The 23,076-nt window shown below is 72.3% G+C and carries 22 protein-coding genes; 16 read left to right on the top strand and 6 right to left on the bottom strand.

Annotation, left to right across the window (positions count from 1 at the left end; all coding sequences use genetic code 11):
* Positions 1 to 127: 127 nt before the first annotated feature.
* Positions 128 to 2,071, top strand: coding sequence for a 2-oxoacid:acceptor oxidoreductase subunit alpha (locus OOK38_RS10200; RefSeq protein ID WP_266761646.1), 1,944 nt, complete (start codon positions 128 to 130; stop codon positions 2,069 to 2,071).
* Positions 2,064 to 3,143, top strand: coding sequence for a 2-oxoacid:ferredoxin oxidoreductase subunit beta (locus OOK38_RS10205; protein ID WP_266761644.1), 1,080 nt, complete (start codon positions 2,064 to 2,066; stop codon positions 3,141 to 3,143). Before OOK38_RS10200 ends, OOK38_RS10205 begins: the two co-directional genes overlap by 8 nt.
* Positions 3,144 to 3,168: 25 nt before the next feature.
* Here OOK38_RS10205 and OOK38_RS10210 read toward each other — a convergent pair whose 3' ends face one another.
* Complete coding sequence (locus OOK38_RS10210) at positions 3,169 to 3,582, bottom strand: helix-turn-helix domain-containing protein (RefSeq protein WP_266761643.1); 414 nt, start codon at positions 3,580 to 3,582, stop codon at positions 3,169 to 3,171.
* A 92-nt stretch (positions 3,583 to 3,674) separates the two neighbouring features.
* Between OOK38_RS10210 and OOK38_RS10215 the strand changes: the two genes are divergently transcribed.
* From OOK38_RS10215 to OOK38_RS10225, 3 genes are all read left to right on the top strand, one after another.
* Complete coding sequence (locus OOK38_RS10215) at positions 3,675 to 4,529, top strand: SDR family oxidoreductase (RefSeq protein WP_266761641.1); 855 nt, start codon at positions 3,675 to 3,677, stop codon at positions 4,527 to 4,529.
* A gap of 191 nt (positions 4,530 to 4,720) precedes the next feature.
* The gene (gene rarD / locus OOK38_RS10220; protein ID WP_266761639.1) at positions 4,721 to 5,851 is read left to right on the top strand and encodes an EamA family transporter RarD; all 1,131 of its coding nucleotides are present in this window, start codon (positions 4,721 to 4,723) and stop codon (positions 5,849 to 5,851) included.
* Between the two features lie 147 nt (positions 5,852 to 5,998).
* Complete coding sequence (locus OOK38_RS10225) at positions 5,999 to 6,469, top strand: VOC family protein (protein ID WP_266761637.1); 471 nt, start codon at positions 5,999 to 6,001, stop codon at positions 6,467 to 6,469.
* A gap of 43 nt (positions 6,470 to 6,512) precedes the next feature.
* Here the strand turns inward: OOK38_RS10225 and OOK38_RS10230 are convergent, their stop codons facing one another.
* From OOK38_RS10230 to OOK38_RS10245, 4 genes are all read right to left on the bottom strand, one after another.
* Positions 6,513 to 7,247, bottom strand: coding sequence for a hypothetical protein (locus tag OOK38_RS10230; protein WP_266761636.1), 735 nt, complete (start codon positions 7,245 to 7,247; stop codon positions 6,513 to 6,515).
* On the bottom strand, positions 7,237 to 9,534 hold the full coding sequence (locus OOK38_RS34505; RefSeq protein ID WP_323178796.1) for a hypothetical protein: 2,298 nt from the start codon (positions 9,532 to 9,534) through the stop codon (positions 7,237 to 7,239). Before OOK38_RS34505 ends, OOK38_RS10230 begins: the two co-directional genes overlap by 11 nt.
* An 8-nt stretch (positions 9,535 to 9,542) precedes the next feature.
* A complete protein-coding gene (locus tag OOK38_RS10240) occupies positions 9,543 to 10,112 on the bottom strand; it encodes a hypothetical protein (protein WP_266761634.1) in 570 nt (189 codons plus the stop codon).
* Positions 10,113 to 10,363: 251 nt separating this feature from the next.
* Positions 10,364 to 11,377 (bottom strand): peptidoglycan DD-metalloendopeptidase family protein, encoded by a 1,014-nt coding sequence (locus OOK38_RS10245; RefSeq protein WP_266761632.1) that lies wholly within the window; start codon positions 11,375 to 11,377, stop codon positions 10,364 to 10,366.
* A gap of 268 nt (positions 11,378 to 11,645) precedes the next feature.
* Between OOK38_RS10245 and OOK38_RS10250 the strand changes: the two genes are divergently transcribed.
* From OOK38_RS10250 to OOK38_RS10300, 11 genes are all read left to right on the top strand, one after another.
* A complete protein-coding gene (locus OOK38_RS10250) occupies positions 11,646 to 12,203 on the top strand; it encodes a DUF6668 family protein (protein WP_266765803.1) in 558 nt (185 codons plus the stop codon).
* The gene (locus tag OOK38_RS10255) at positions 12,200 to 12,463 is read left to right on the top strand and encodes a hypothetical protein (RefSeq protein ID WP_266761630.1); all 264 of its coding nucleotides are present in this window, start codon (positions 12,200 to 12,202) and stop codon (positions 12,461 to 12,463) included. Before OOK38_RS10250 ends, OOK38_RS10255 begins: the two co-directional genes overlap by 4 nt.
* Positions 12,464 to 13,010: 547 nt before the next feature.
* Positions 13,011 to 13,310 carry a hypothetical protein gene (locus tag OOK38_RS10260; protein ID WP_266761628.1) on the top strand — a complete coding sequence of 100 codons (300 nt, stop codon included), beginning with the start codon at positions 13,011 to 13,013 and terminating at the stop codon, positions 13,308 to 13,310.
* A 40-nt stretch (positions 13,311 to 13,350) separates the two neighbouring features.
* Positions 13,351 to 14,124 carry a hypothetical protein gene (locus tag OOK38_RS10265; RefSeq protein WP_266761626.1) on the top strand — a complete coding sequence of 258 codons (774 nt, stop codon included), beginning with the start codon at positions 13,351 to 13,353 and terminating at the stop codon, positions 14,122 to 14,124.
* Position 14,125: 1 nt separating this feature from the next.
* Complete coding sequence (locus tag OOK38_RS10270) at positions 14,126 to 15,262, top strand: hypothetical protein (protein WP_266761624.1); 1,137 nt, start codon at positions 14,126 to 14,128, stop codon at positions 15,260 to 15,262.
* A gap of 202 nt (positions 15,263 to 15,464) precedes the next feature.
* Positions 15,465 to 16,958, top strand: coding sequence for an SCO6880 family protein (locus OOK38_RS10275; protein ID WP_266761622.1), 1,494 nt, complete (start codon positions 15,465 to 15,467; stop codon positions 16,956 to 16,958).
* Positions 16,959 to 16,969: 11 nt separating this feature from the next.
* The gene (locus OOK38_RS10280; RefSeq protein WP_266765802.1) at positions 16,970 to 18,463 is read left to right on the top strand and encodes an ATP/GTP-binding protein; all 1,494 of its coding nucleotides are present in this window, start codon (positions 16,970 to 16,972) and stop codon (positions 18,461 to 18,463) included.
* 366 nt (positions 18,464 to 18,829) lie between these two features.
* Complete coding sequence (locus tag OOK38_RS10285; protein ID WP_266761620.1) at positions 18,830 to 20,587, top strand: type IV secretory system conjugative DNA transfer family protein; 1,758 nt, start codon at positions 18,830 to 18,832, stop codon at positions 20,585 to 20,587.
* A gap of 29 nt (positions 20,588 to 20,616) precedes the next feature.
* A complete protein-coding gene (locus tag OOK38_RS10290; protein ID WP_266761618.1) occupies positions 20,617 to 21,066 on the top strand; it encodes a DUF4913 domain-containing protein in 450 nt (149 codons plus the stop codon).
* Positions 21,067 to 21,084: 18 nt separating this feature from the next.
* On the top strand, positions 21,085 to 21,396 hold the full coding sequence (locus OOK38_RS10295; protein WP_266761616.1) for a hypothetical protein: 312 nt from the start codon (positions 21,085 to 21,087) through the stop codon (positions 21,394 to 21,396).
* On the top strand, positions 21,393 to 22,499 hold the full coding sequence (locus OOK38_RS10300; protein ID WP_266761614.1) for a zeta toxin family protein: 1,107 nt from the start codon (positions 21,393 to 21,395) through the stop codon (positions 22,497 to 22,499). Before OOK38_RS10295 ends, OOK38_RS10300 begins: the two co-directional genes overlap by 4 nt.
* A gap of 5 nt (positions 22,500 to 22,504) precedes the next feature.
* Here OOK38_RS10300 and OOK38_RS10305 read toward each other — a convergent pair whose 3' ends face one another.
* Positions 22,505 to 23,062: a hypothetical protein gene (locus OOK38_RS10305; protein ID WP_266761612.1), complete on the bottom strand. Its 558-nt coding sequence runs from the start codon at positions 23,060 to 23,062 to the stop codon at positions 22,505 to 22,507.
* Positions 23,063 to 23,076 lie beyond the last annotated feature (14 nt).

Raw genomic sequence — 23,076 nt, forward strand, 5'->3', positions numbered from 1 at the left:
CGTCTCAAAATAGTGTCCATCATGCGAATGGCCTAAGGAAGGCGACCCTTACCGACGTAGGGTTGAAGAAGGAAGGGCCTTCGGGAAGGCCCCTCCCGGACAGCCGCCTCAAAGGAGGTCCAGTTCAGTGACGAGCAAGGTCAGCAGCCCAACGGAACAGGCCGACGAAGCCGTCGTAGGAGAACAGCGCAAACCGCCGGGGGCGAAGGACGTCCGCCGGCTCGACCGGGTCATCATCCGGTTCGCGGGGGACTCCGGTGACGGTATGCAGCTCACCGGCGACCGCTTCACCTCGGAAACGGCCTCCTTCGGCAACGACCTCTCGACTCTGCCGAACTTCCCTGCCGAAATCCGCGCGCCCGCAGGTACCCTGCCGGGCGTTTCGTCTTTCCAACTGCACTTCGCCGACCACGACATCCTGACGCCCGGTGACGCGCCCAACGTGCTCGTGGCCATGAACCCGGCTGCCCTGAAGGCGAATATCGCCGATGTGCCGCGCGGCGCGGAGATCATCGTCAACACGGACGAGTTCACCAAACGGGCGATGCAGAAGGTCGGCTACGCGGCCAACCCGCTGGAGGACGGCTCGCTGGACGGCTACAACGTCCATCCCGTGCCGCTCACGACGATGACCGTCGAGGCGCTCAAGGAGTTCGAGCTCTCCCGCAAGGAGGCCGAGCGGAGCAAGAACATGTTCGCGCTCGGACTGCTGTCGTGGATGTACCACCGGCCGACCGAGGGCACCGAGAAGTTCCTGCGAACCAAGTTCGCCAAGAAGCCCGACATCGCCGCCGCCAACCTCGCCGCGTTCAGGGCCGGTTGGAACTTCGGCGAGACGACCGAGGACTTCGCCGTCTCCTACGAGATCGCCCCGGCGACGAAGGCCTTCCCCGTCGGCACCTACCGGAACATCTCCGGGAACCTCGCCCTGTCGTACGGCCTGATCGCCGCCTCCCAGCAGGCCGACCTGCCGCTCTACCTGGGCTCCTACCCCATCACCCCGGCCTCCGACATCCTGCACGAGCTGTCGAAGCACAAGAACTTCGGGGTGCGCACCTTCCAGGCCGAGGACGAGATCGCGGGCATCGGCGCCGCGCTCGGCGCCGCGTTCGGCGGCTCGCTCGCCGTGACGACTACGTCCGGTCCAGGTGTGGCCCTGAAGTCGGAGACGATCGGGCTCGCGGTCTCGCTCGAACTGCCGCTGCTCGTCATCGACATCCAGCGCGGCGGACCGTCGACCGGTCTGCCGACCAAGACCGAGCAGGCCGATCTGCTGCAGGCGATGTACGGGCGCAACGGCGAGGCCCCGGTGCCGGTGGTCGCGCCGAGGACTCCGGCCGACTGTTTCGACGCGGCGATGGAGGCGGCCCGGATCGCGCTGATGTACCGGACGCCCGTGCTGCTGCTCTCCGACGGCTACCTGGCCAACGGAAGCGAGCCGTGGCGCATCCCGGAGACCGACGAACTCCCGGACCTGCGCGTGCAGTTCGCCCAGGGGCCCAACCACACGCTGGACGACGGCACCGAGGTCTTCTGGCCCTACAAGCGCGACCCCGGAACCCTCGCGCGCCCCTGGGCCATCCCCGGAACACCCGGCCTGGAGCACCGCATCGGCGGTATCGAGAAGCAGGACGGCAGCGGCAACATCTCCTACGAACCCGCCAACCACGACTTCATGGTCCGCACCCGCCAGGCCAAGATCGACGGCATCGACGTCCCCGACCTCGAGGTCGACGACCCCACCGCGGGCACCGACAGCGCCGCCGACACCCTTGTGCTGGGCTGGGGTTCGACCTATGGACCCATCACCGCGGCGGTACGCCGGCTGCGCAACGCCGGGGAGAACATCGCGCAGGCCCATCTGCGCCACCTCAACCCCTTCCCGCGGAATCTGGGCGCGGTGCTGAAGAGCTACGACAAGGTGGTGATCCCCGAGATGAACCTCGGTCAGCTCGCCACCCTGGTCCGGGCGAAGTATCTGGTGGACGCGCACTCGTACAACCAGGTGAACGGCATGCCGTTCAAGGCTGAGCAGCTCGCCACGGCTCTCAAGGAGGCCATCGATGGCTGACACGTCAGCGGAAGGCACGGGCACGATCGAGGCGCTTTCTCTCGTCCCCAAGGCCGAGGCCAGGCAGTCCATGAAGGACTTCAAGTCCGATCAGGAAGTGCGCTGGTGCCCCGGCTGCGGTGACTACGCGATCCTCGCCGCCGTCCAGGGCTTCATGCCCGAACTCGGCCTGGCGAAGGAGAACATCGTCTTCGTCTCGGGCATCGGCTGCTCGTCCCGTTTCCCGTACTACATGGACACCTACGGGATGCACTCCATCCACGGCCGCGCCCCCGCCATCGCGACCGGGCTCGCCTCCTCCCGCCGCGACCTGTCGGTGTGGGTCGTCACCGGCGACGGCGACGCCCTGTCCATCGGCGGCAACCACCTCATCCACGCCCTGCGCCGCAATGTGAACCTGAAGATCCTGCTCTTCAACAACCGCATCTACGGCCTCACGAAGGGCCAGTACTCCCCGACGTCCGAGGTCGGCAAGATCACCAAGTCGACGCCGATGGGCTCCCTGGACGCGCCCTTCAACCCGGTGTCGCTGGCGATCGGCGCGGAGGCGTCCTTCGTGGCCCGGACCGTGGACTCGGACCGCAAGCACCTCACCGACGTGCTGCGGCAGGCCGCCGCCCATCCCGGCACGGCGCTGGTGGAGATCTACCAGAACTGCAACATCTTCAACGACGGCGCCTTCGAGGTCCTCAAGGACAGGCAGCAGGCCGAGGAAGCCGTCATCCGCCTGGAACACGGGCAGCCCATCCGCTTCGGCGTCGACGGCGCCCGCGGAGTGGTCCGCGACCAGCTCACCGGCGACCTCGAGGTCGTGACCGTCACCCCCGAGAACGCGTCGCGGATCCTCGTCCACGACGCGCGCACCGCGTCCCCGACCACCGCCTTCGCGCTGTCCCGCCTCGCCGACCCCGACACCCTGCACCACACCCCCATCGGGGTGTTCCGCTCGGTCGACCGGCCGGTCTACGACACGCAGATGGCCGACCAGCTCGACGCCGCCATCGAGCAGAACGGCAAGGGCGATCTCGCCGCGCTCCTCGCCGGCGGCGACACCTGGACGGTCGTCGGCTGAGTCCGCGGGCGCCGTCCCGCGATGGTCAGGAGGCCCGGGCCCTGAGCGCCCGGGCCTCGTCGTACGCGACGCGGGCCCGCTCGACGTCGGCCATGCGCTCATTGGTCCACAGCGCCAGCGACCGCACCTGCTCGGCGGCCTCGCGGCCCAGGTCGGTGAGCGAGTAGTCGACGCGCGGCGGGATGACCGGCTTGGCGTCCCGATGGACGAGCCCGTCGCGCTCCAGGGTCTGCAGGGTCTGCGTGAGCATCTTCTCGCTGACCCCTCTCCCGACCCTGCCGATCGCCCGGCGCAGCTCGCTGAAGCGGTACGGACGCTCCAGGAGCTCGATCAGGACGAGGACGCCCCAGCGGCTGGTGACGTGTTCCAGGACCAGACGGTAGGGGCACATCGCCTCGCCGGCGTCGTACCCGTCCGCTGCCTTGTTACTTACGGCCATACCAGTACCTTACTTCAAGGTGGGTACTTTCCAACAGTTAGTGCAGCTCCTAGGGTGAGTGTCATCCCGCACCCCACAAGGAGATGCACGTCATGAGCATTGTCGTCACCGGAGCCACCGGACACCTCGGCCGTCACGTGGTCGACCAGCTGCTGGAGAAGACCCCGGCCGAGCAGATCACCGCCGTCGTGCGCGACGAGGCCAAGGCCGCCGGCCTCGCGGCCCGCGGCGTACGGCTCGCGGTCGCCGACTACAACACGCCCGAGACCTTCGACGGCCTGTTCTCGGCCGGTGACAAGGTGCTGCTGATCTCGGGCAACGAGTTCGACAAGGGCCGCGTCCAGCAGCACCGGGTCGTCATCGACGCCGCCAGGGCGGCCGGAGTCTCCCTGCTCGCCTACACCAGCGCCCCCGGCAGCCTGACGGCCGCGCTGGCCGACGACCACCGCGCCACCGAGGAGGTGCTGCTCGCCTCCGGGCTGCCCTACACGCTGCTGCGCAACGGCTGGTACCACGAGAACTACACCGAGAACCTCGCCCCGGTGCTGGAGCACAACGCCGTCGTCCAGGCCGCCGGAGAGGGCCGGATCGCCTCCGCCTCGCGCGCCGACTACGCGGCCGCCGCCGTCGCGGTGCTGACCGGCGAGGGGCACGAGAACAAGACATACGAGCTGAGCGGCGACGAGGCGTGGGGCTTCGCCGAGTACGCCGCCGAGCTGAGCCGGCAGACCGGCAAGGAGATCGCCTACCACCCCGTCTCCCCCGAGGCCTTCACCGGCATCCTGACCGGTGCCGGGCTGCCCAAGGTCTTCGCCGGGATCCTCGCGGGCGTCGACACCTCCATCGAGAAGGGCGAGCTGGCCGTCACCACCGGGGATCTGTCCCGCCTGGCGGGCCGCCCGACCACGCCGATCGCCGAGTCCGTCGCGGCGGCACTGAAGGGCTGACACCCCCTCGGGTGCCGGGCCCGGCCCCGCACACCCCGCCTGTCATGACCGTATGGCGATACGGGCATGACAGGCGGGGGTGTGCGGCGCTACCTTCTTTCAGGCTGCACGGAAGTTCCCCGACCGCACGGGAGCGTCCGGAGCGCAGGGGGCGCGACAGGCGTCCGAGGTCGCAGAAGAAGGAGACGCCGGTGGCCGGGAAGTCGAGGGGCGAGCAGCAGATAGGTCTGCTGAACGGCTTCGCGGCGTACGGGATGTGGGGGCTCGTCCCCCTCTTCTGGCCGCTGCTGAAGCCCTCCGGAGCGGTCGAGATCCTCGCCCACCGGATGGCGTGGTCGCTGGTGGTCGTCGGTGCGGTGCTGCTGGTGATGCGGCGCTGGGCCTGGGCGGGCGAACTGCTGCGGCAGCCGCGCAAGCTGGCTCTGATCGCGGTCGCGGCGACGGTCATCACCGTCAACTGGGGCGTCTACATCTGGGCGGTCAACTCCGAGCACGTCGTCGAGGCCTCGCTCGGCTACTTCATCAACCCCCTCGTCACCATCGCGATGGGCGTGCTGCTCCTCAAGGAACGGCTGCGGCCGGTGCAGTGGGCCGCGGTGGGCGTCGGCTTCGCGGCCGTCCTCGTCCTGACGATCGGCTACGGCCACCCGCCGTGGATCTCCCTCTGCCTCGCCTTCTCCTTCGCCACGTACGGCCTGGTGAAGAAGAAGGTCAACCTCGGCGGCATCGAGTCGCTCGCCGCCGAGACCGCGATCCAGTTCCTCCCGGCGCTGGCGTACCTGGTGTGGCTGGGGTCGCGCGGCGACGCGACGTTCGGTGCGCAGGCGCCGGGGCACGCCGCGCTGCTCGCGGCGACCGGCCTGGTGACGGCCGTCCCCCTCGTCTGCTTCGGCGCCGCCGCGATCCGCGTGCCGCTGTCCACCCTGGGCCTGCTCCAGTACATGGCCCCCGTCTTCCAGTTCCTCCTCGGCATCTTCTACTTCCACGAGGCCATGCCGGCCGAGCGCTGGGCCGGGTTCGCGCTGGTGTGGCTCGCGCTGTCGCTCCTGACGTTCGACGCGCTGCGCGCCGCGCGGCGGGGTGCCCGAGCCCTGCGGGAGTCGGCCCGCGCGACCGTGCCCGGGACCGCCGCGGAGACCGCGGACACCGCGACCGACGCGACCGACGCGGCTGATGCCGCTGCGTCGGTGGACCTCGCGAGCGCCTCCATCGACCTCGCGAACACCTCCACCGAGGTCACGTGCACCTCCACCGAGGTCGCGGGGACCGCCGCCCTCGCCGCGGGTACCGCCGGGCCGGCCGGTTCGCACGGAACCTCGTAGCGGGCGGACCCGTCCGGTCCGCCGGGCGCCGACGGCTCCGGACGGATCGATCCGGGGCCGGAGCGGTGGGGCACGCCCTCGTACGACATGAGGTCGGCCCCGGCGATTCCGTTGCCCGCCCGGACGTGGAACCACAAGAGTGGCTTCATGACGTCTACTCCCGCGCCCGTACCCGTCCACTGGAAACTTGTCGTCGACTCCGCCGATCCGCACGCGCAGGCCGACTTCTGGTCCGCCGCGCTCGGTTACACGGTCGAGGACAACAGCGCCTTCATCGAGCAGCTGCTCGGCCTCGGCGCCCTGCCGGCCGAGGCCACCGTCGACTTCCACGGCCGCCGGGCCTTCCGGGACCTGATCGCCGTACGGCATCCCGACGACCCCTACGACAGGGACCGCGGCACCGGCCTCGGGCGGCGCCTGCTCTTCCAGCGCGTCCCCGAGCCCAAGACCGTCAAGAACCGTATCCACCTCGACCTGCACCCCGGCGAGGGGCGGCGCGCCGACGAGGTCGAGCGTCTGACGACGCTGGGGGCGAGCGTGCTCCGGGAGGTGAAGGAACCCGCGGGCGCTTGGGTGGTGATGGCGGACCCCGAGGGGAACGAGTTCTGCGTCCACTGACGCCGGACCGGTCCGAACCGGGGCAGCCCGGTCACCGGACCGCTCAGCGGCGGGGAGGGGCGGCTCCGGGAACGGGCCGTGCGGATGCCGGTGCCGCTGCGGGCGCCGCTGCCCCTGCCCGTGGCGGGGAGGCCGCCGTCGCCGGGGACACCGCCCGTGCGGCGGCGGTCACCGACCGTACGGGGGAAGCCGGTCGCGCGCCGTGAGCGGCGGCGGCCGGTGGTGCTCCCGGTGCCGGTGCCCCACGGATCAGCTCCCTGGCCGCGTCGGCGCGCTCCGTCGTGAGGGCGTGGGCGGCGGCCGGGGTGGAACCCGAGCGCGTACGGGCCGCCACGGCGGTCGGCAGGTGTGCGCCGACGGCCAGGTCGGCGGCGACGCGGGAGCGCAGGGCCCCGACCGCGGCAAGGTGACTCCGCGCCTGCTCCGGGGTGAGCGACTCGACGGAGACGCTCACCGCGGCGCGGACGACGGCCGGGTGCGTCGGGATGGGTGCGGCGCCGTGGGAACGCGCGGAACGGAGACCGGCCGGGCCCGCTCCGGCCGTCCGGGGTACGCCACGGCCGGTTCCACCCGGCCGGTCGGCAGCGCCACGCGGCTGAAGCGTGCGCCAGCTCATCGTGCCGGTGAGCTCGTTGACCGTCAGCTCGATGCGGGGGTGCGGGGCGCGACCTCCCCCGCCCGCAGCGCCGTCCGTGTTCCTGTTCCGGCGCCGGTTGCCGAGCCCCTTGCTGATCCCGTCACTGATCCTGTTCCGCGCGTTCCGGTCGTCATTCGCCATGGGCGCGGGGTGTCTGGTTGTAAGGGTTGTCCGCCATGGCGCGGGCGCGTTCTGCGAGGCGGCCCATGCGGGTGCGGGCCGATTCAAGCTGTTCGATGTCGTCGGCGGCGGGGCCGCCGTCGACCGTGAGCTCGGTCCACACGCCGATCAGATCCCGCCCGAGGTGCAGTCCCTGGAGAGGGTCCCGGACGGCACGCCACGCGGCGGCCGCGCTCTGGACGTTGCCGTAGGCGGCACGGGTGTCCCGGTGGCGTCGGCGGACCCGCGCGAGGTCCAGCGACAGATGGAACGACCTGAGGGCGTCACCGGCCAAGTAGGCGATGTACGCGGTCAGTTCGCGCAGCTTCAGCACCTCGGGGTGTTCCTGGCCCAGCGACTGCGCCGCCTCGCCGACGGCACGCTCCGCCATCCCGGCGGCGGCCTCGATACGGCCCATCTTCACGGCCTCGTTGATCCGGGCCACGGGCTCCGCCAGGAACGCCGCCGCGGCGTCCCGCTCCGGCGCCCCCTCTTCCGGACCCGGCCCGAGCACCGACTCGGCGACGGCGTCGAAGCCGCGCACGGGAGCGGGCTTCGGCTCGGGTTCCGGCTCCGAAGCCATCAGGGACAAGGCGTCCATCGCGGGGGCCGGCTTCCGCTCGGGGGCGGGCTTCGGCTCGGGAGCCGACGCGGGCTCGGGCGCGGACCTTGCCTCGGGCGCGGGCATCCGCTCCGGGGCGGCCATCGGCACGGGGGCGGGGTCGGCCAGCGGGGCCGGTCCGAACTCCCCCGTCGGAGCGGGTGTCGCGGCGGCCGACTCCGGCACCGCCCGCAGCACATGCGTCGACGCGCTCCCGGGCAACGGCTTCGGTTCCGGTACCGCCCGCAGCACGAAGGTGGACGGTGTGGGAGTGCCGGGCACGGCATGCCCGGCCGCGGGCACCGGTTCGGGGCCGGAAGCAGGAGCCACGGCCCCGCCCGCAGGAGCAGCCCCCGCATCGGCGGCCCTGCCGGAGTCGCCCGCCACACCCGACCCGGACACCGACACGGGAGCGGTCCCGTGCGCGGACTCCGGGGTCGTCACGGGCGCGGGCTGCGGCACGAACTCGGCCGTCACCGCAGGCTCGGACCTCCGAACGGGCGCGGGCACAGGCGCGGCCTGCGGCACGGGAGCGAACTCCGGCGTCGCCACCGGCGCGGGCTGCGGCACGAACTCGGCCGTCACCGCAGGCTCGGACCTCCGAACGGGCGCGGGCACAGGCGCGGCCTGCGGCGCGGGAGCGAACTCAGGCGTCGCCACCGGCGCGGACTGCGAGTGCGGCTGCGGCTGCGGCACGAACTCCGCGGTCACCGCGGGCTCAGGCCTCCGCACAGGCTCCGGCGCCGTCTCGGGCATCGGCGGGGCCGGTTGCGTGTTCGGTTCCGGCACCGCCCGCAGAACGTACGTCGCCTTGTCGCGGCGCGGAGTACCCGGTGATTCCGGAGCCTCCGCCGACCGCTCGGCGGGCACCGGAGCGGGCGGAAGCGGCGGAGCCTGTGGCTCCGGACGCCGCTGGGCCGAGGGCTGAGGCGCCTGGACCGGCGGCTGCGGGGCGTCCCTGACCGGATACGGCGGGCGCTCCTGAGCCAGCTGCTGCGGGCGCTCCTGGGCCGGAGCGTGCGGGCGCTGCTGAACCACCGGGTGCCGGCTGCTCTCGGGAGCCGGCGGCTGGTGGGCCCCCGAGGCCGACGCCTGCTGGGTCTCCGGGACCGGCGACTGCTGGGTCTCGGGGACCGGCGGCTGCGGGACCGGTGACTGCGGGCGCTGCTGAACCGGGGGCTGTGCGAAGTTCCGGGCCGGAGGCTGGGAGTGGCCCTCGGCCGGAGCGTGGCGGTGCTCCTGGGCCGGGGGCTGCGGGCTCCGGTGGGCCCGCTGTTCGTACGGCGCCTGGGGCGTCATGCGTACCGGCTCCCCCGTATAGCGGCTGGAGCCGTCGACGTGCACCTGGAGCGGTACGACGAAGCCGATGCGTTCGTCGTGGATGGTGGCGAGGACGGGGTGGCCGGTGGCGAGGGCGAGGCGGTGGAGGTAGCTCAGGATCGCGCCCTGCACCGTCTCCCCGGGCGCGGCGACGACCGGCATCCCGCCGACGGTGGCATCGCCTGTGGCGCCCGCGGGGCCACGGACCGCGGCCCCCGCCGGGCCGTCCGCCGATGCCGGTACATGGACCTCGATCGGCGTCATCGCGGTGGTCGGCTGCCCCCCGGCACCGGGCGCCGAGCGCTGCCGCTTGAGTTCCCGCTTCTGTTCGCGGCTGAGTCGAGACATCGGTTCCCTCACGAAGGGGTGGTCGCGGACGAGGATGAGGTCGAGGACACGGGCGAGGGCGATGAGGATGCCGGCGGTGACGGCGGGGTCGCCGCCTCCACCGTCTCCACCTCGGAGATGCGCCACGGCCGGCCGTCGCCGGCCCGGGTGAGCTTGAGGTAGACACTGGCGCGCGGACCCGTGCCCGTCCAGCCGTCGCGGCCGTGGGCCGTGCCCTCCACGAAGAGGGCGCGATAGGCCAGGACGGCCGTGTCGGCGGGGCCGTCGGCGTCGTCGTCCGCGCTCACGTCCACCGTGGTCCACGCCCGGTGGCCGGCCCAGGTGTTCCACTCGTTGCCCGCCCCGCTGGCGGGGCGGTACGACCGCTCGGCCGCGGCCTTGGGGGCGGTGAACCAGCGGGCCGAACGCAGCACGGCGTCGTGCGGACCGTAGTCGTATTTCGTGTCATGGCCGTACGCCACCTCCGCCCACGCCTCCGATACTTCCGTCGCGTCCGTCCCGTCGACACCCGACGGGCTCGGGACATGCGCGTCCGCGCCCAGCGGCCTGCCCGACGGGAGGGGCGCCTTCGGTGCCACGGAGGGCATCGTGGAAGACGACGATCCCGGCGCGCCCACCGCATCACGATGGTCCCGCAGGCCACAGCCCGTCAACGCCAGCACCCCGGTCACGGACACGACCGCCAGCGCGGAGACCGTCCTCCGGCGCATCCCCGCACGGACTCCCGTACGTGTTCCCGTACAGGCGCTCGTACGCGTCCCCGTACCTGGCGCCTTGCGCGCGTCCGTACCCGTTCCCGTACCTGTCGTCCTCATCCTCGCCTCCCTCCTCACTTCAGCCCCAGCCAGGGTGCCGGATCCACGTACGTGCCGTTCTGCTGGACCTCGAAGTGCGCGTGCGGTCCGGTCGAGAGGCCGGTGGATCCCACCTCGCCGACCCTCTGGCCGACCCGCACCTGCTGGCCGACACTCACACTGGGGCGGCTTCTCATGTGGTTGTAGGTCGTCGAGATCTGGTCGCCGCCGATGGTTCCGTGGGAGATGACCACGCGGTTGCCGTAACCGTTGGACCAGCCGGCGAAGGTGACCTTGCCGTCCCGGGCCGCCATGAACGGCGTACCCAGCGGGGCGGCGAAGTCGATGCCGGTGTGCAGCTTCATGACGTGCTTGATCGGGTGCATGCGCATGCCGTACGGGGAGGTGATGCGCGGGGTGCCGGAGAGCGGCATCGCCATCTGCTGCCCGTCGGGAATCCTGCCCGGCGGATCGTCCACCGACTCGTACTTGGATATCAGGGACTTGATGCGGGCGACGTAGTCCCGGGTCTCGGTGTACGGGGGTATGCCGCCGTACTGGTGCACCGCGCCGGGTCCCGCGTTGTACGCCGCGAGGGCGAGGTCGAGGGTCTCACCGCTCGCCTCGCCGCGGTTCTTGTAGCCCTCGACCTGCTTGGCGAGGGCGCAGTCGTAGCGGCCCTGGGCCATGATCGCGTCGCCGGGATCGTACGGAGACACCCGGCCGTTGCCGTCGTCGTCCTTCCCCCAGGTCTGCCAGGTGCCGGGCATGAACTGCGACAGCCCCTCGGCGCCGACCGGGGACCGGGCGTTGGGGTTCCAGCCCGACTCGGCCTCGATCTGCGCGGCGATGACCGCCGGTTTGATGACATCGCACAGGGCACCCGCCTTCAGCACCCAGGGCACGTACTGCTGGGGTACGGCGCCGTCCTTCAGCCCGCCGCCCGCGCCCGACCCCGTGTCCGCCTCGCTCGGCGATCCGCTCACCGCGACCATCATGACCACTGGCATGATCACCACGGCGAGACAGCCGCCGACCACCCAGGTCATGGTGGATCCACCCCCGTTGGACATCGGCTCCCCTCAGCCTCAAGATCCGGTCGTGTACATGCAGTTGAGTCTCTCGGCTCCCACCCGATTCCCGCGTCACCGCGGCGTCACAGACTCGTCCCAGGAACTCACGCCCCGTTACCCAACCCGTTCCGCCGCCGGGAAGATCGGGGCACGGACGAAGGGCGGAGCGCCCATGCAGGGGATCGAGGGGGTGGCGATGCGAGCGAACGAGGGGGTGGCCATGCGCGGGAACGAAGGAGTGCCGATGGGCGGGAGCGAGGGCGCGGCGCCGCGCGGGAACGTGCCGCGGGGGCCGGGCGGGCCCGAGATATGGATTCGCGGACCGGTCGGTGAACCGGAACAGCCGCGACAGCAGCACGAGGAGGAACGGCAACTCGCCGTGAGTACACGGCAGTTCTCCTGGGTCGCCACCCATGGCGGAGCCGGCGCCTCCACGCTCGCCGGCGTCTTCGGCGGCCATGACGCGGGCCGCAACTGGCCCCGCCCGGACCAGGGCGAGCCGGGCTCGGTCCTGCTCGTCGGGCGTACGCACGCGGCGGGTCTGGACGCCGTCTCGCACACCCTCGACATCTTCCGTCGCGGTGACGCGCCGCCCGGACTCGATCTCGACGCCATCGTCCTGGTCGCGGACGCGCCCGGGCGGCTGCCGCGCCAACTCACCCAGCGCGTCAAGGTGATCAGCTCGGTCATAGACGTCTACCGGGTGCCGTGGATACCCGCGTGGCGCACCGGCGACGTCACCGGACCGCTGCCGCGCGAGATCGCACCGCTGGCCCGACTGACCGGAAGGACCGCACCGTGACCGCCCTGTACACGATCGCCGTCGGAGCGCTGGCCGAAGCCCCGCCCGGCGCCGTCACCACCGAGCTCGACAAGGTCCTCGGCATCATCGCGTGGCTCGTCACCGCCGCCGGCGTGGCGGGCCTGATGATCGTGGGCTCCCGGATGGCGCTCGCCGTCAAGTCCGGTGACGTGGAGGAGCACTTGAGCCAGTTCCTGATGGTCCTGGGCGCCTGTGTCATCGGCGCCACGGCGGGGCCGATCGTCGGTTTCGTGCTCTGAGACCCGCGCCGCACGGACGGGCCACCGACCGGCGCCGCATCGACCGCCACGCCGAGACCCGCGCCGCACCGACCGGCGCCACGCCGGCCGTCACACGGAGACCCGCGCCGCACCGACCGGTCCCGCACCGACCGGTCCGCCGATCATCCCGCACCGGACACCCGGCACCCGGCACCCCCGAAGACCCTGGAGGCACCCTCGCATCTGAGGGTGCCTCAGCTGTTTCCGGGGGTCCGCCACCTCGTATTTCATGACGGTCTCTTCCCGTCTGTCACGGACACGTCACCGACAGGTGCTGGATCACTACATCGCTTGGCCCGGACCCACCGGAGTCGCCAAGCTCACTGTGCAACCGGGAACCCGGGCGTCCCACGAGTCCTCCGTCGCCCTCAAGTACCGCTCACAGCAAGCACGAACCGCTCACACCGAGCAGGTGTCGCTCACACCGGCGCATGCCGCTCGCACCAAGCAAGTGCCGCTCAGCCCGGCATGCTCCGCCCACGTCCAGCACGTGGCCGCGGACAGCCGGCCACATCGGGGAGAAGCCATGTTCAAGGCGATAGCAGCCAAGGCCCACCAGTACATCTACCTGGCGGACGGAAAGGTCCCCGACCCCAACCGCAACGCGCCGGGCGCGCTGACCGGGAAGGTCGACACCGTCCTCGGCATCCTCGCCTGGGCCGGCACCGCGGCGGGCGTCGCGGGTGTGCTCATCACCGGCGCCATGATGGCGATCTCGATGCGCCGCGGCGAGGGCTCGGAGCACATGGGCCGCCTCGGCATGGTGCTCGGCGGCTGTGTCCTGGTGGCCACCGCGGGCCCCGTCGTCACCTTCGTCTTCGCCTGACCCACGCCCCGTCAGAACCTGACACGAAGGGAGCGCAACCATGCTGAACTCCGGTCGGCCCCAAGGGGGCAGCGGGGAGTGGGAGCAGCCGTTCTGGCAGCAGCGAGGCTGGATCCTGTCGGCCGGGTTCCTGCTGGTGCTGCTCGTGCTCGCCGTCTTCACGATGATGGGCGGGGGCGAGAAGGCGGCGGACGCATCGGACGGTCCCGCCCGGAAGCCGGACTCCTCCGCGGACACGGGCCGGGGCGGCAGCGGCGGGCAGGACACCCGCCCCGCCGGCTGCCGCACCGATGACGGCGACCAGGCCAAGCCCACGCGCGCGCCCAAGGACTTCACCTGGAAGGCCGACGGGACGGGCCTGGTGCCGGTGTCCAGGTCGGTGGGCCCGCGCACGTTCGACGGACCGGTCTGGTCCTGCTACGCCCGCACGCCGATGGGCTCCGTGATGGCCGCCCACGCCATCACCGATCACCTGAGCTACCCGGGCTGGCGCAAGGTCGTCGACCGGCAGGTCGTCCCCGGCGCGGGCCGCGACGCGCTCGTCGAGAGCCGCGCCGCGGCGGGCGACAAGCCGACCTCGGGCGCGCCCGACGGCGGCGGCTACGCCGGCTTCACGGTCCTGTCGTACGACAAGGAGAAGTCGACGGTGATGTTCGTGGTGCGTGTCCCCGGCAAGGACGCCTACGGCACCGCGTCGGTGACCCTGCGGTGGCTCGACGGCGACTGGAAGCTCGCGCCCGACGCCGACGGGACCGTCTATTCGGGGATGTCGCAGATCAGCGGCACCAAGGGCTTCGTCACCTGGGAGGCGTGAGATGGCTTGTTCCTGGCGGGTGTACGACTGTGTGATCGACGAGGTCGGTACGCAGTTCACCGACGGTGCCGTGGTGGCCTTCGCCAAGGCGATCGGCGACGCGACCTCGGACGTGCTCAAGGCGCTCAACGGCGTCTGGATGAACGTCAAGGTGGAAGACTCCTCCGGGCCCATCGGCCTGATCGACCAGCAGGTCGACTGGATCGTCGCCTATGTGGCCGTGGCCTCGCTGCTGATCGCGGCGATCCGCATGGCGCTGGAGCGCAAGGGCCAGCCGATGAAGCAGGCGTTCATGGGGATGTGGAAGGTCATCCTCGTCGGCGCGGTCGCCGTGCCGGTGGTCCAGGCGCTCACCAAGGCCTCCGACGCGTACGCGCAGCATGTGTACGCGAAGTCCGACCTCGGCGACACGGCGTCGACGATGCTCGGTGTGCTGACCCTCCACCAGCCGGGCCTCATCCTCATCTTCGGCCTGCTGGTGATGCTGTCGAGCTTCGTGCAGATCTGTCTGATGTACATCCGCATCGGCGTCATGATCGTGCTCGTCGGCACGCTGCCGCTGGCCGCCGCCTCCTCGATGACCGGGTGGGGCGAGGGCTGGTGGAGGAAGCACGTCGGCTGGCTCGCGGCCTGGCTGCTGTACAAGCCGGCGGCCGCGCTCATCATCTACTCGGCCACGTCGATGACGCAGAACACCAAGGACCTCAACCAGACCATCGCCGGTATGGGCATGCTGATCATGGCGGTGTTCGCCCTGCCGGCCCTGCTCAAGCTGATCGTTCCGGCGACCGCGGCACTGGGCGGCACCTCTGGCGGCACGGTCGCCCTCAACGCGACGAACAACATCGCCACCGGTGCCGTCAGCATCGCCGCGGGCGGTGCCGGCGGGGGCGGCGGAGGCGGCGGCGCGGCCGGTCCGCAGGGCTCGCCGTCCGCCGGTGCCGGTGCCTCGGCCGGCGGGGGCGGCGCCGGAGCCGCGGCGGCCGGGGGCGGTGCCGCGGCCGCGGGCGCGGCCACGGGCGGCGCGACCCTCGCCGTGCAGGCCGCGGCGGTCGCCGTGCAGACCGGTGTCGCGGCGGCGAGCGAAGTGGCCAACTCCCTCGGCGACAACGACGGGATGAAGGGCCACAACCAATAGGCCACGAGACAACGGGAGTTCGGGGCAGCACCTCCTCGGCACCTCCTCGGCCCCACCGCGGCACGTCCGCGGACCGGTCGCGGACCGGTCGCGGACCGGTCGCGGCAGCTCCGCGGAGCGGCCACCGAGGCTCCGCGGGGCGCCGCCCCGGACTCCGACCCCCTGTACGTATCCAGCGCTTCGAGCCGGAAGAAGGAACCCCATGTCCACCGACGCCATGACGCGTCCCACGTACGGGAACTGGCGCAGGCCCCGCCGTCCCGGACTCGGTCCGCTGGGTCTGCTCGGCACCGTCGTCGCCTTCGGCGGACTGCTGGTGGCGCTGCTGGCGTCGCTGGTCTCGCTGGCCGCCGCGATCGTCGTCCTGGTACCGGTCGGGCTCTTCCTCGCCCCACTGGCGCTGCGCACGGTCGACGGCCGCAATGTCTACCAGGTCCTCGCGATCCGCATCGGCTGGATGCGGCGGAAGGCCAACGGCTCGCACACCTACCTCTCCGGTCCGCTGTCCAAGCGCCCCGGCGGCCGCTACCAGCCGCCGGGACTGCTCGCGCGCACCCGGATGCACGAGGGCCGCGACGCCTACAACCGCTCCTTCGGCGTGCTGCACCACCCGGGCCGCGGCCTGTACACGGTGGTGCTGGCCTGTGAACCGGACGGCGGTTCGCTGGTCGACCCCGCTCAGGTCGACATCTGGGTGGCCTCCTGGGGCGACTGGCTGGCGCGGCTCTCGCACGAGCCGGGCCTGCGCGGTGCCCAGGTGGTCGTGGAGACCGCCCCCGACACCGGGACGCGGCTCGCGGCCGAGGTGCTCCCGCGCATCACTCCGGACGCGCCGGCCGCCGCGCGCGCCGTGATGGAGGAGGTCGTCGAGCGCTACCCGTCGGCGTCCTCCGAGATGCACACGTACATCGCCCTCACCTACGGCCCGACGGGCGGGCCCAAGCGCGGCACGGACGACATCATCACCGACCTGTCGATGCGGCTGCCCGGCCTGCTGTCCGGGCTGGTCGCGGCGGGCGGCGGCAGCGCCTACCCGCTGGCCGCCGACCGGCTCGCCGAGATCGTCCGGGTGGCGTACGACCCCGCCATCGCGCCCGATGTGCTCAGCGCCCGCGCCGAGCACGCCACGACCGGGCTGGAGTGGAGCGACGCGGGCCCGGCCGCGGCCGTCGAGACCGTCACCTCGTACAAGCACGACTCGGGTGTCTCGCGCACCTGGATGCTGACGCTCGCGCCGCGCGGCACCGTCCGCTCCAGTGTCCTGCGCGGGCTGCTCGAACCGGCTCCGGGAACCCGGCGCAAGCGGGTCTCGCTGATCTACCGGCCCATCGACCCGGCGACCTCCGCCCGCATCGTCGAGTCCGACCGCCGCACCGCGCACTTCATGGCGGGCTCGCGGCGCGGTCTCGTGCAGGCGCGGGCCAGTTCGGAGATGCAGGCCGCCGAGCAGACCGCGGCCGAGGAGGCGGCGGGCGCGGGACTCGTGGAGTTCTCGCTGATGGTGACGGTCACCGTGGACGACGAGGAGCAGTTGCAGGACGCGGGCATCACCGTGCGCAACCTCCAGGCCTCGTCCCGCATCCTGATGCGCCCCGCGGACCGTATGCAGGCCTCCGCGTTCACGTGCACGCTGCCGGTCGGCCTGCTGCCGTGGGAACACACCCTCGTTCCGTACCAGATCAGGGAGGCGCTGTGAGCAAGCAGTCGATGCCGCGGACCCCGGGGACCCCGGCCACCGCACCCCCGCGCGGCTGGTACGGCCCAGCGGGCGGCCAGGTCGGGCATGTCGACCCGCCCGCGCTGTGGCGCGCGACCACCGTGCAGGCGTGCGGGCTGTGGCCGTTCGCGGCCGGCTCCGGCGCGCCGATGACCGGGGTGCCGCTCGGGCAGCACCTGCACACCGGGGCGACGGTGTGCGGTGACCCCATCTCCTGGTTCACCCGGGCCCGTTACATCTCCAACCCGTCGCTCTTCATGCTGGGCATGCCGGGCCTCGGCAAGTCGACCCTGGTCAACCGCATGCTGATCGGGATGTCCGCGACGGGCATCACGCCCCTGGTCCTCGGCGACCTGAAGCCCGACTACGCCGACACGGTACGGGCGTTGGGCGGCCAGGTGATCTCCATCGGACGCGGGGTCGGCGGCATCAACGTCCTCGACCCGGGCGCGATGGGCGAGGCGGCGCTCCGGATCGGGGGCGAACGCGGCCGGATCCTCGCGGCGGAGGCGCACGGCCGGGTGCTGAACATGGTCGCGGCGCTGATCACCATCGTGCGCGGGCGTCCCATGGACGACCACGAGCAGTCGGTGCTGTCCGCCTGTCTGCACCATCTCGCCGAGCGGACGAAGCCGGGACGGGCGCCCCTGCTGCCGGATCTGCTGAAGGTGCTGGACGAGGGTCCCGACCGGGTCCGCGCGGTGACGCTGGACCGCGGGAACGAGGCCCGCTACCAGGAGGCCGTGGACCCGCTGCACCGCTCGCTGCTGGGCGTGCTCGACGGACCGCTCGGCGACACCTTCGCCAGCGAGACGTCGACCCGGATCAACCCCGCCTCCCCGGCGGTCTGCGTGGACATCTCCCGGATCGGCGAGGCGGACACCCAGCTGACGGCCGCCGCGATGCTCGCGGCCTGGTCGGACGGGCTCGGCACGGTGGCCGCCGCGCACGCGCTCGCGGATGCCGGGCTCGCCCCGCAGCGCTGGTTCTTCACCGTCCTCGACGAGCTGTGGCGTCCGCTCCGGGCCGCCTCCGGCATCGTGGAACGGATCGACGCGCTGACCCGGCTGAACCGTTCGCTCGGCCTCGGAGACGCGAAGATCACCCACACCCTGAAGGACGCCGAGGCCCTCGGCAGCGAGTCCGACCGCGCGAAGGCGCGCGGCTTCGTGGAGCGGGCCGGGATGGTCGTCTGCGCGGGGCTCCCGCGGTCGGAGATGCGGGAACTCGGCGAGATCGTCGGCATGTCCGAGCGCGAGATCGAACTCGTCTCGTCCTGGTCGTCCCCGCCCGGCTGGGCCAGCACCGGCGGGAACGAGGAGCCGCCCGGACGCGGACGCTTCCTGATCAAGGTGGGCGGCCGGCCCGGCATTCCGATCAAGGTCTCCATCACCGACACCGAGCGGGCCCTGCACAACACGAACACCCGCTGGTCGGAGGCGGGCAAGCCGTCGCTGTCCAAGCAGGAGGGCGGGCTGCGGTGAGAACCACCGACCGACCGCTGCCGGGGAGCCGCGGCCCGTCCGGCGTGCGAGCACGAGCACGAGCACGGGCACGGGCCGTCCACCGCCCCAACGGGCCGGCCATGGGGTGCTCCAGCCTGTCCGGGGCCAGAGGACGAGCACGGACCATCCACCGCCCCAAAAGGCCGACCGTCGGACATTCCAGCCCGTCCGGCGCTTGAGGACGAGCACGGACCATCCACGGCCCCAAAAGGCCGACCGTCGGACATTCCAGCCCGTCCGGCGCTTGAGGACGAGCGCGGAGCGCGACGGGGGGCCGGGGGCGCGGCCCCCGGTATGGGACGGGTAGGGGCGGCGGGGGCGACAACCATCAACGGGGGACCAGAGATGAGCAGCACGAAAAGGACGACATCGGGCAGCGGGGAGGACTTCCTCCCCTGGATCGTGCCGGGGGCCGCCTTCCTCGTAGGCATCACCTTCTTCGGCGCCTGGCTGGGCGGAACCCTGGGCGCGGCGGTGAGCGGCGCAGGCTGGCACCCGCCGCCGTTCGGTCTGTCCACCCTGTCGACGCTGGTGAAGGACGGCCCCGGCACGGTGTGGCCGGCAGCCTCGCCGACCGCGCTCGCCGCGGGCATGGCGACGGTCTTCGGCACCGTCGTGGCGGCCGTCGTCGTACTCATCGTGCTCGTACGGCGCCGGATCACCGCACCCACCGGCCTGGCGGGCCGCAAGGAACTGGCCGGCCTCCTGCCCAAGGGGGCCGCGCGGCGGGCCCGCCAACTCCGCCCGGTGCTCGGCAAACTGCCGAAGGTCACCCCGGACGACACCGGGAACCTCATCGGCAACCTGGAGCCCCGCGGCCCCGAACTCCGCTCCAGCTACGAGGACGTCGAGCTCGACCTGATGGCGCCCCGCGCGGGCAAGTCCACCGGCATCGCGGTGCCGCGCGTCCTGCGGGCCCGCGGCAGCGTGCTGCTGACGTCGAACAAGGCGGACGTGTACAGCGTGACGCGGGCGGAGCGTGAACGCGTGGGCCGGGTCTGGACGTTCGACCCCCAGGGTATCGCCCACACCCCACGTGCCCTGTGGTGGGACATGCTCGCCGACGCCGCCACGATCGAGGGCGCCCGCCGGCTGGCCGGGCACTTCGTGGGCGCGGTCAACGACGACGCCTCCCGCCGCGACTTCTGGATCTCGGCCGCCCAGAACACCCTCACCGCCCTGTTCCACGCGGCCCATCGGGGCGGACGGCAGATCGGCGAGGTGCTCGGCTGGCTGGCCGACCCGGCCGACCGCACCCCCGTCGACCTGCTGCGCGACGCCGGGATGACAGCCCTCGCGGACCAGCTGCAGGGCACCGTGCAGGGCGCGGTGGAGACCCGGGACGGCATCTACGAGACCGCCCGCCAGTGTGTGGCCTGTCTGCTCGACCCGTCGATCGCGGCCTGGGTGACACCGGACCCGGCGGTGCCGCAGTTCTTCCCCGACCGCCATGTCCTGTCCACCGACACGCTCTACCTGCTCTCCAAGGACGGCGGCGGCTCGGCGGCCGGTGTCGTCGCGGCCGCCGCGGACTCCGTACTGCGCGCGGGAGTCGTCGCCGCCGAGCGGATGGGCGGACGGCTCGAACCGCCGATGACGGCGGTCCTCGACGAGGCGGCGAACGTCTGCCGGATCTCCGATCTCCCCGACCTGTACTCGCACTTCGGCTCGCGCGGCATCAACATCGTGACGCTGCTCCAGAGTTACCGGCAGGGCTCACGCGTGTGGGGCGAGGCCGGGATGGACGCGCTCTGGTCCGCGGCCACCATCAAACTGCTCGGCGCGGGCCTGGACGACGCCGACTTCGTGGAGAAGATCTCCCGGCTGGTCGGCGAGCACGACGTGTCGACCGTCAGCTGGTCCAAGGGCAGGGACGGGCGGTCCCGGTCGACCTCGTACCGCCTGGAACGCATCCTCCCCGCCGACCGCATCCGCGCGCTGCCCAAGGGCACCGCCCTGCTCCTGGCGACCGGCATCAGGCCCGCTCTGGTCCGGCTCCGCCCCTGGTACGCCGAACCGGGCGCCGACCGCATCGCGACGGCGGCCCAGGCCGAGGTGAAGGCCATCACCGCCCGCGCGGCCGAAAGGATCACCAGCCGATGACATCCGCCGCCGAAGGGAACTCTCCCCCGATGACGACCGCCGCAGCCGAGCCGGAGCCCGCCACCGCTCCGCCGTTCATCCTCTATCTCGAGGGCCCGGAATACGCCGAGGAAATGGGTCAACTCGCCGTATGGGTGACCGACCTGCTCCTCCCCGTCTACGGCCGCGAGGTCACCTCGCAGCAGCCCTGGTGCCCCCGCTGGTGGGAACACCCGGAGGCGGTCGCCCGGCTGCACGGGCTGTGGCTGGCCTGGCAGGAACACACCGACCCGGCCGCGGGCGCGTCCGGACCCGCCGTCTGGCACCGCGACCACCTCGGTGCCGTGCTGAGCGAACTCCGTTCCCCGAGCGGCCCGTTCGCCGGATGCAAGCAGGGCAGCCACCGCCCGAAGACGCCACCCGCGGTCGAGTCGTACGAGGACGCGGTCGCCGCGTCCCGCCGACCGGACCCGGATCCGTACGAGACCAGCCTCTGGTAGACGAGGAATACTCCAGCCATGAACGACACCCCCGCACCCGGCACCCCCGCCGACGGTCCGGCTCCCTCCCTGCGCGCCTACCTCGGCCTCTACGCCGCCGGATTCGTCGAACGCGAGGAGATGGTCGCGACCGTCGCGGCCTGGCCCTTCGAGGTCGAGGAGGGGCTGGACGAGGGGCACCCCGAACCCACCCATCAGGACAACACGCTGTCGGTCCTCGCCGCGGCGCGGCTGCTCGGGCAGGTGACCCGCGAGGACGTGGCGGAGATCCAGCGCCGGATCGACGGTCGGCCGGACGGACCGGCCGACGGGGCCGAGCGGCGCCCATGACCACGGACGACGGGCCGGAGGCGGGGCTCGGACCTGAATACCGCTCGCTGTACCGGGAGTTGCAGACCCGGATGTCGCCCGGCGGTGATCTCGCGCCGGGGGACGTCGACACGTTCGGCCAGTTCCGGCACGGCGCGCTGTGGACTCCGGACCGCGAGCGGATGCACGCCGCGATCCTGGAGGACTTCACGGCGCGCTGCGCGGGCATGCCGCGCGACGGGCATGCCGCGCTGCTCACCGCCGGGGCCCCCGGCGCCGGCAAGGGCGGCGCGCTGCGCGGACTCGCCGAATGGCAGGAGCAGGACGACGAACTGGGGCGCGCCCTGAACCGGGTGCACGGCATCGACGTACGCGACTACGTGGTGCTGGACCCGGACGAATTCAAGGTGGCGCTCTTCGAGCACGGCGGATCACCTCGACTGCCCGCGCATTCCCTCGAGTTGTCCGACGGGCGGCGGGTCTCGCCGTCCGAGACGGCCTCGCTCACGCACCGCGAGTCGGCCTTCCTACAGGGGGCCTTCGAGCAGTGGGCGCGGGCCGAGGGCTACAACCTCCTCTACGACGCGACCCTGCGCGACCAGCGCTGGAACGAGAAGCTCCTCGGCGATCTGCGCGCCGACGGCTACGACAGACGCGTCCTGCTCTCGGTCGAGGTGCCCGTCGAACAGTGCCTCGCCCAGAACGCCGGCCGCTGGCAGCACGGCCGCACCGAGTTCGACGCGGGACGGGACCGGTACGGCGGCCGCATGGCCCCCGAGGTCATGATCAAGGACCTGTACGCGCGGAGCACCTCGGGGCGCGGCTTCTCCGTCGGCCGCGAGAACGCGGAGAAGCTGGTCGAGGGAGGACTGGCCACCGGGCTGATCACCTCGGACCGGGGCGCGTTCACCGCCGGGCGGGGAACCGGGGCGGCCCCGGCGCCCGGGCCCGGCGCCGCGCCCGCCCACCGGCAGGGCGACGCCACCATCCGGGTCGCCGCCGCGGGACGCCTGCGCTCCGGCGGCGGAAGCACCGCCCCGGCCGCGGGACGGACACCGGCCGCACCCGGCGCCGCACCCCCGGCCGCGGCGAGCGCCGCGCCCCGACCCCCGCGTACGCCGTGACGCGCCTACGCGCCCGGCGGCGGGCCGACGTGGTCGACGCCCTCCAGGATGCGGCGCTTGCGGGCGATGTTCTCCAGGAGTCCGGCGCGCTCGAAACGGCGCGGGTTCTTGTGGAACACCTCCCGGCCGCGCTCCGAGGTGAACAGCTCCTCGGGGACGCGATCGGCGCCCTCCGGAAGGAACTTGAGGACCTCCTCCACCGCCGCGAGCGCGAACGCGGAACCCGCGCGCTGCTCGCGCCGCTCGGCGGGCGGCGTGTGCAGCAGCCGCAGCCCCGTGTCCGTGGCGACCTGGTCGGCGACCCACAGGAACTCCCCGGGGTCGATGATCCGCGAGGGCTCGGCGCCGCCGAACGCCGGTGGCGCGGGCGGGAGTTCGTCGGTGAGCCGGAAGGCGAAGGAGCGGGCGCGGCCGCATTGCGGACAGACCCCTTCGTACACCGCGATCAGCACACCGTCACGCTCGTCGAGACGGTGCTCGCGCTCGAAGTCCTCCGCCCCGCACACACACGCGTGCAGGTCCATGTAGAGGTGTGCTTCCTGCGTCGAACGGGCGATCAGCATGCCAAGATCTTACG

Source organism: Streptomyces sp. NBC_00568 (assembly GCF_026341855.1).
Taxonomy (GTDB): domain Bacteria; phylum Actinomycetota; class Actinomycetes; order Streptomycetales; family Streptomycetaceae; genus Streptomyces.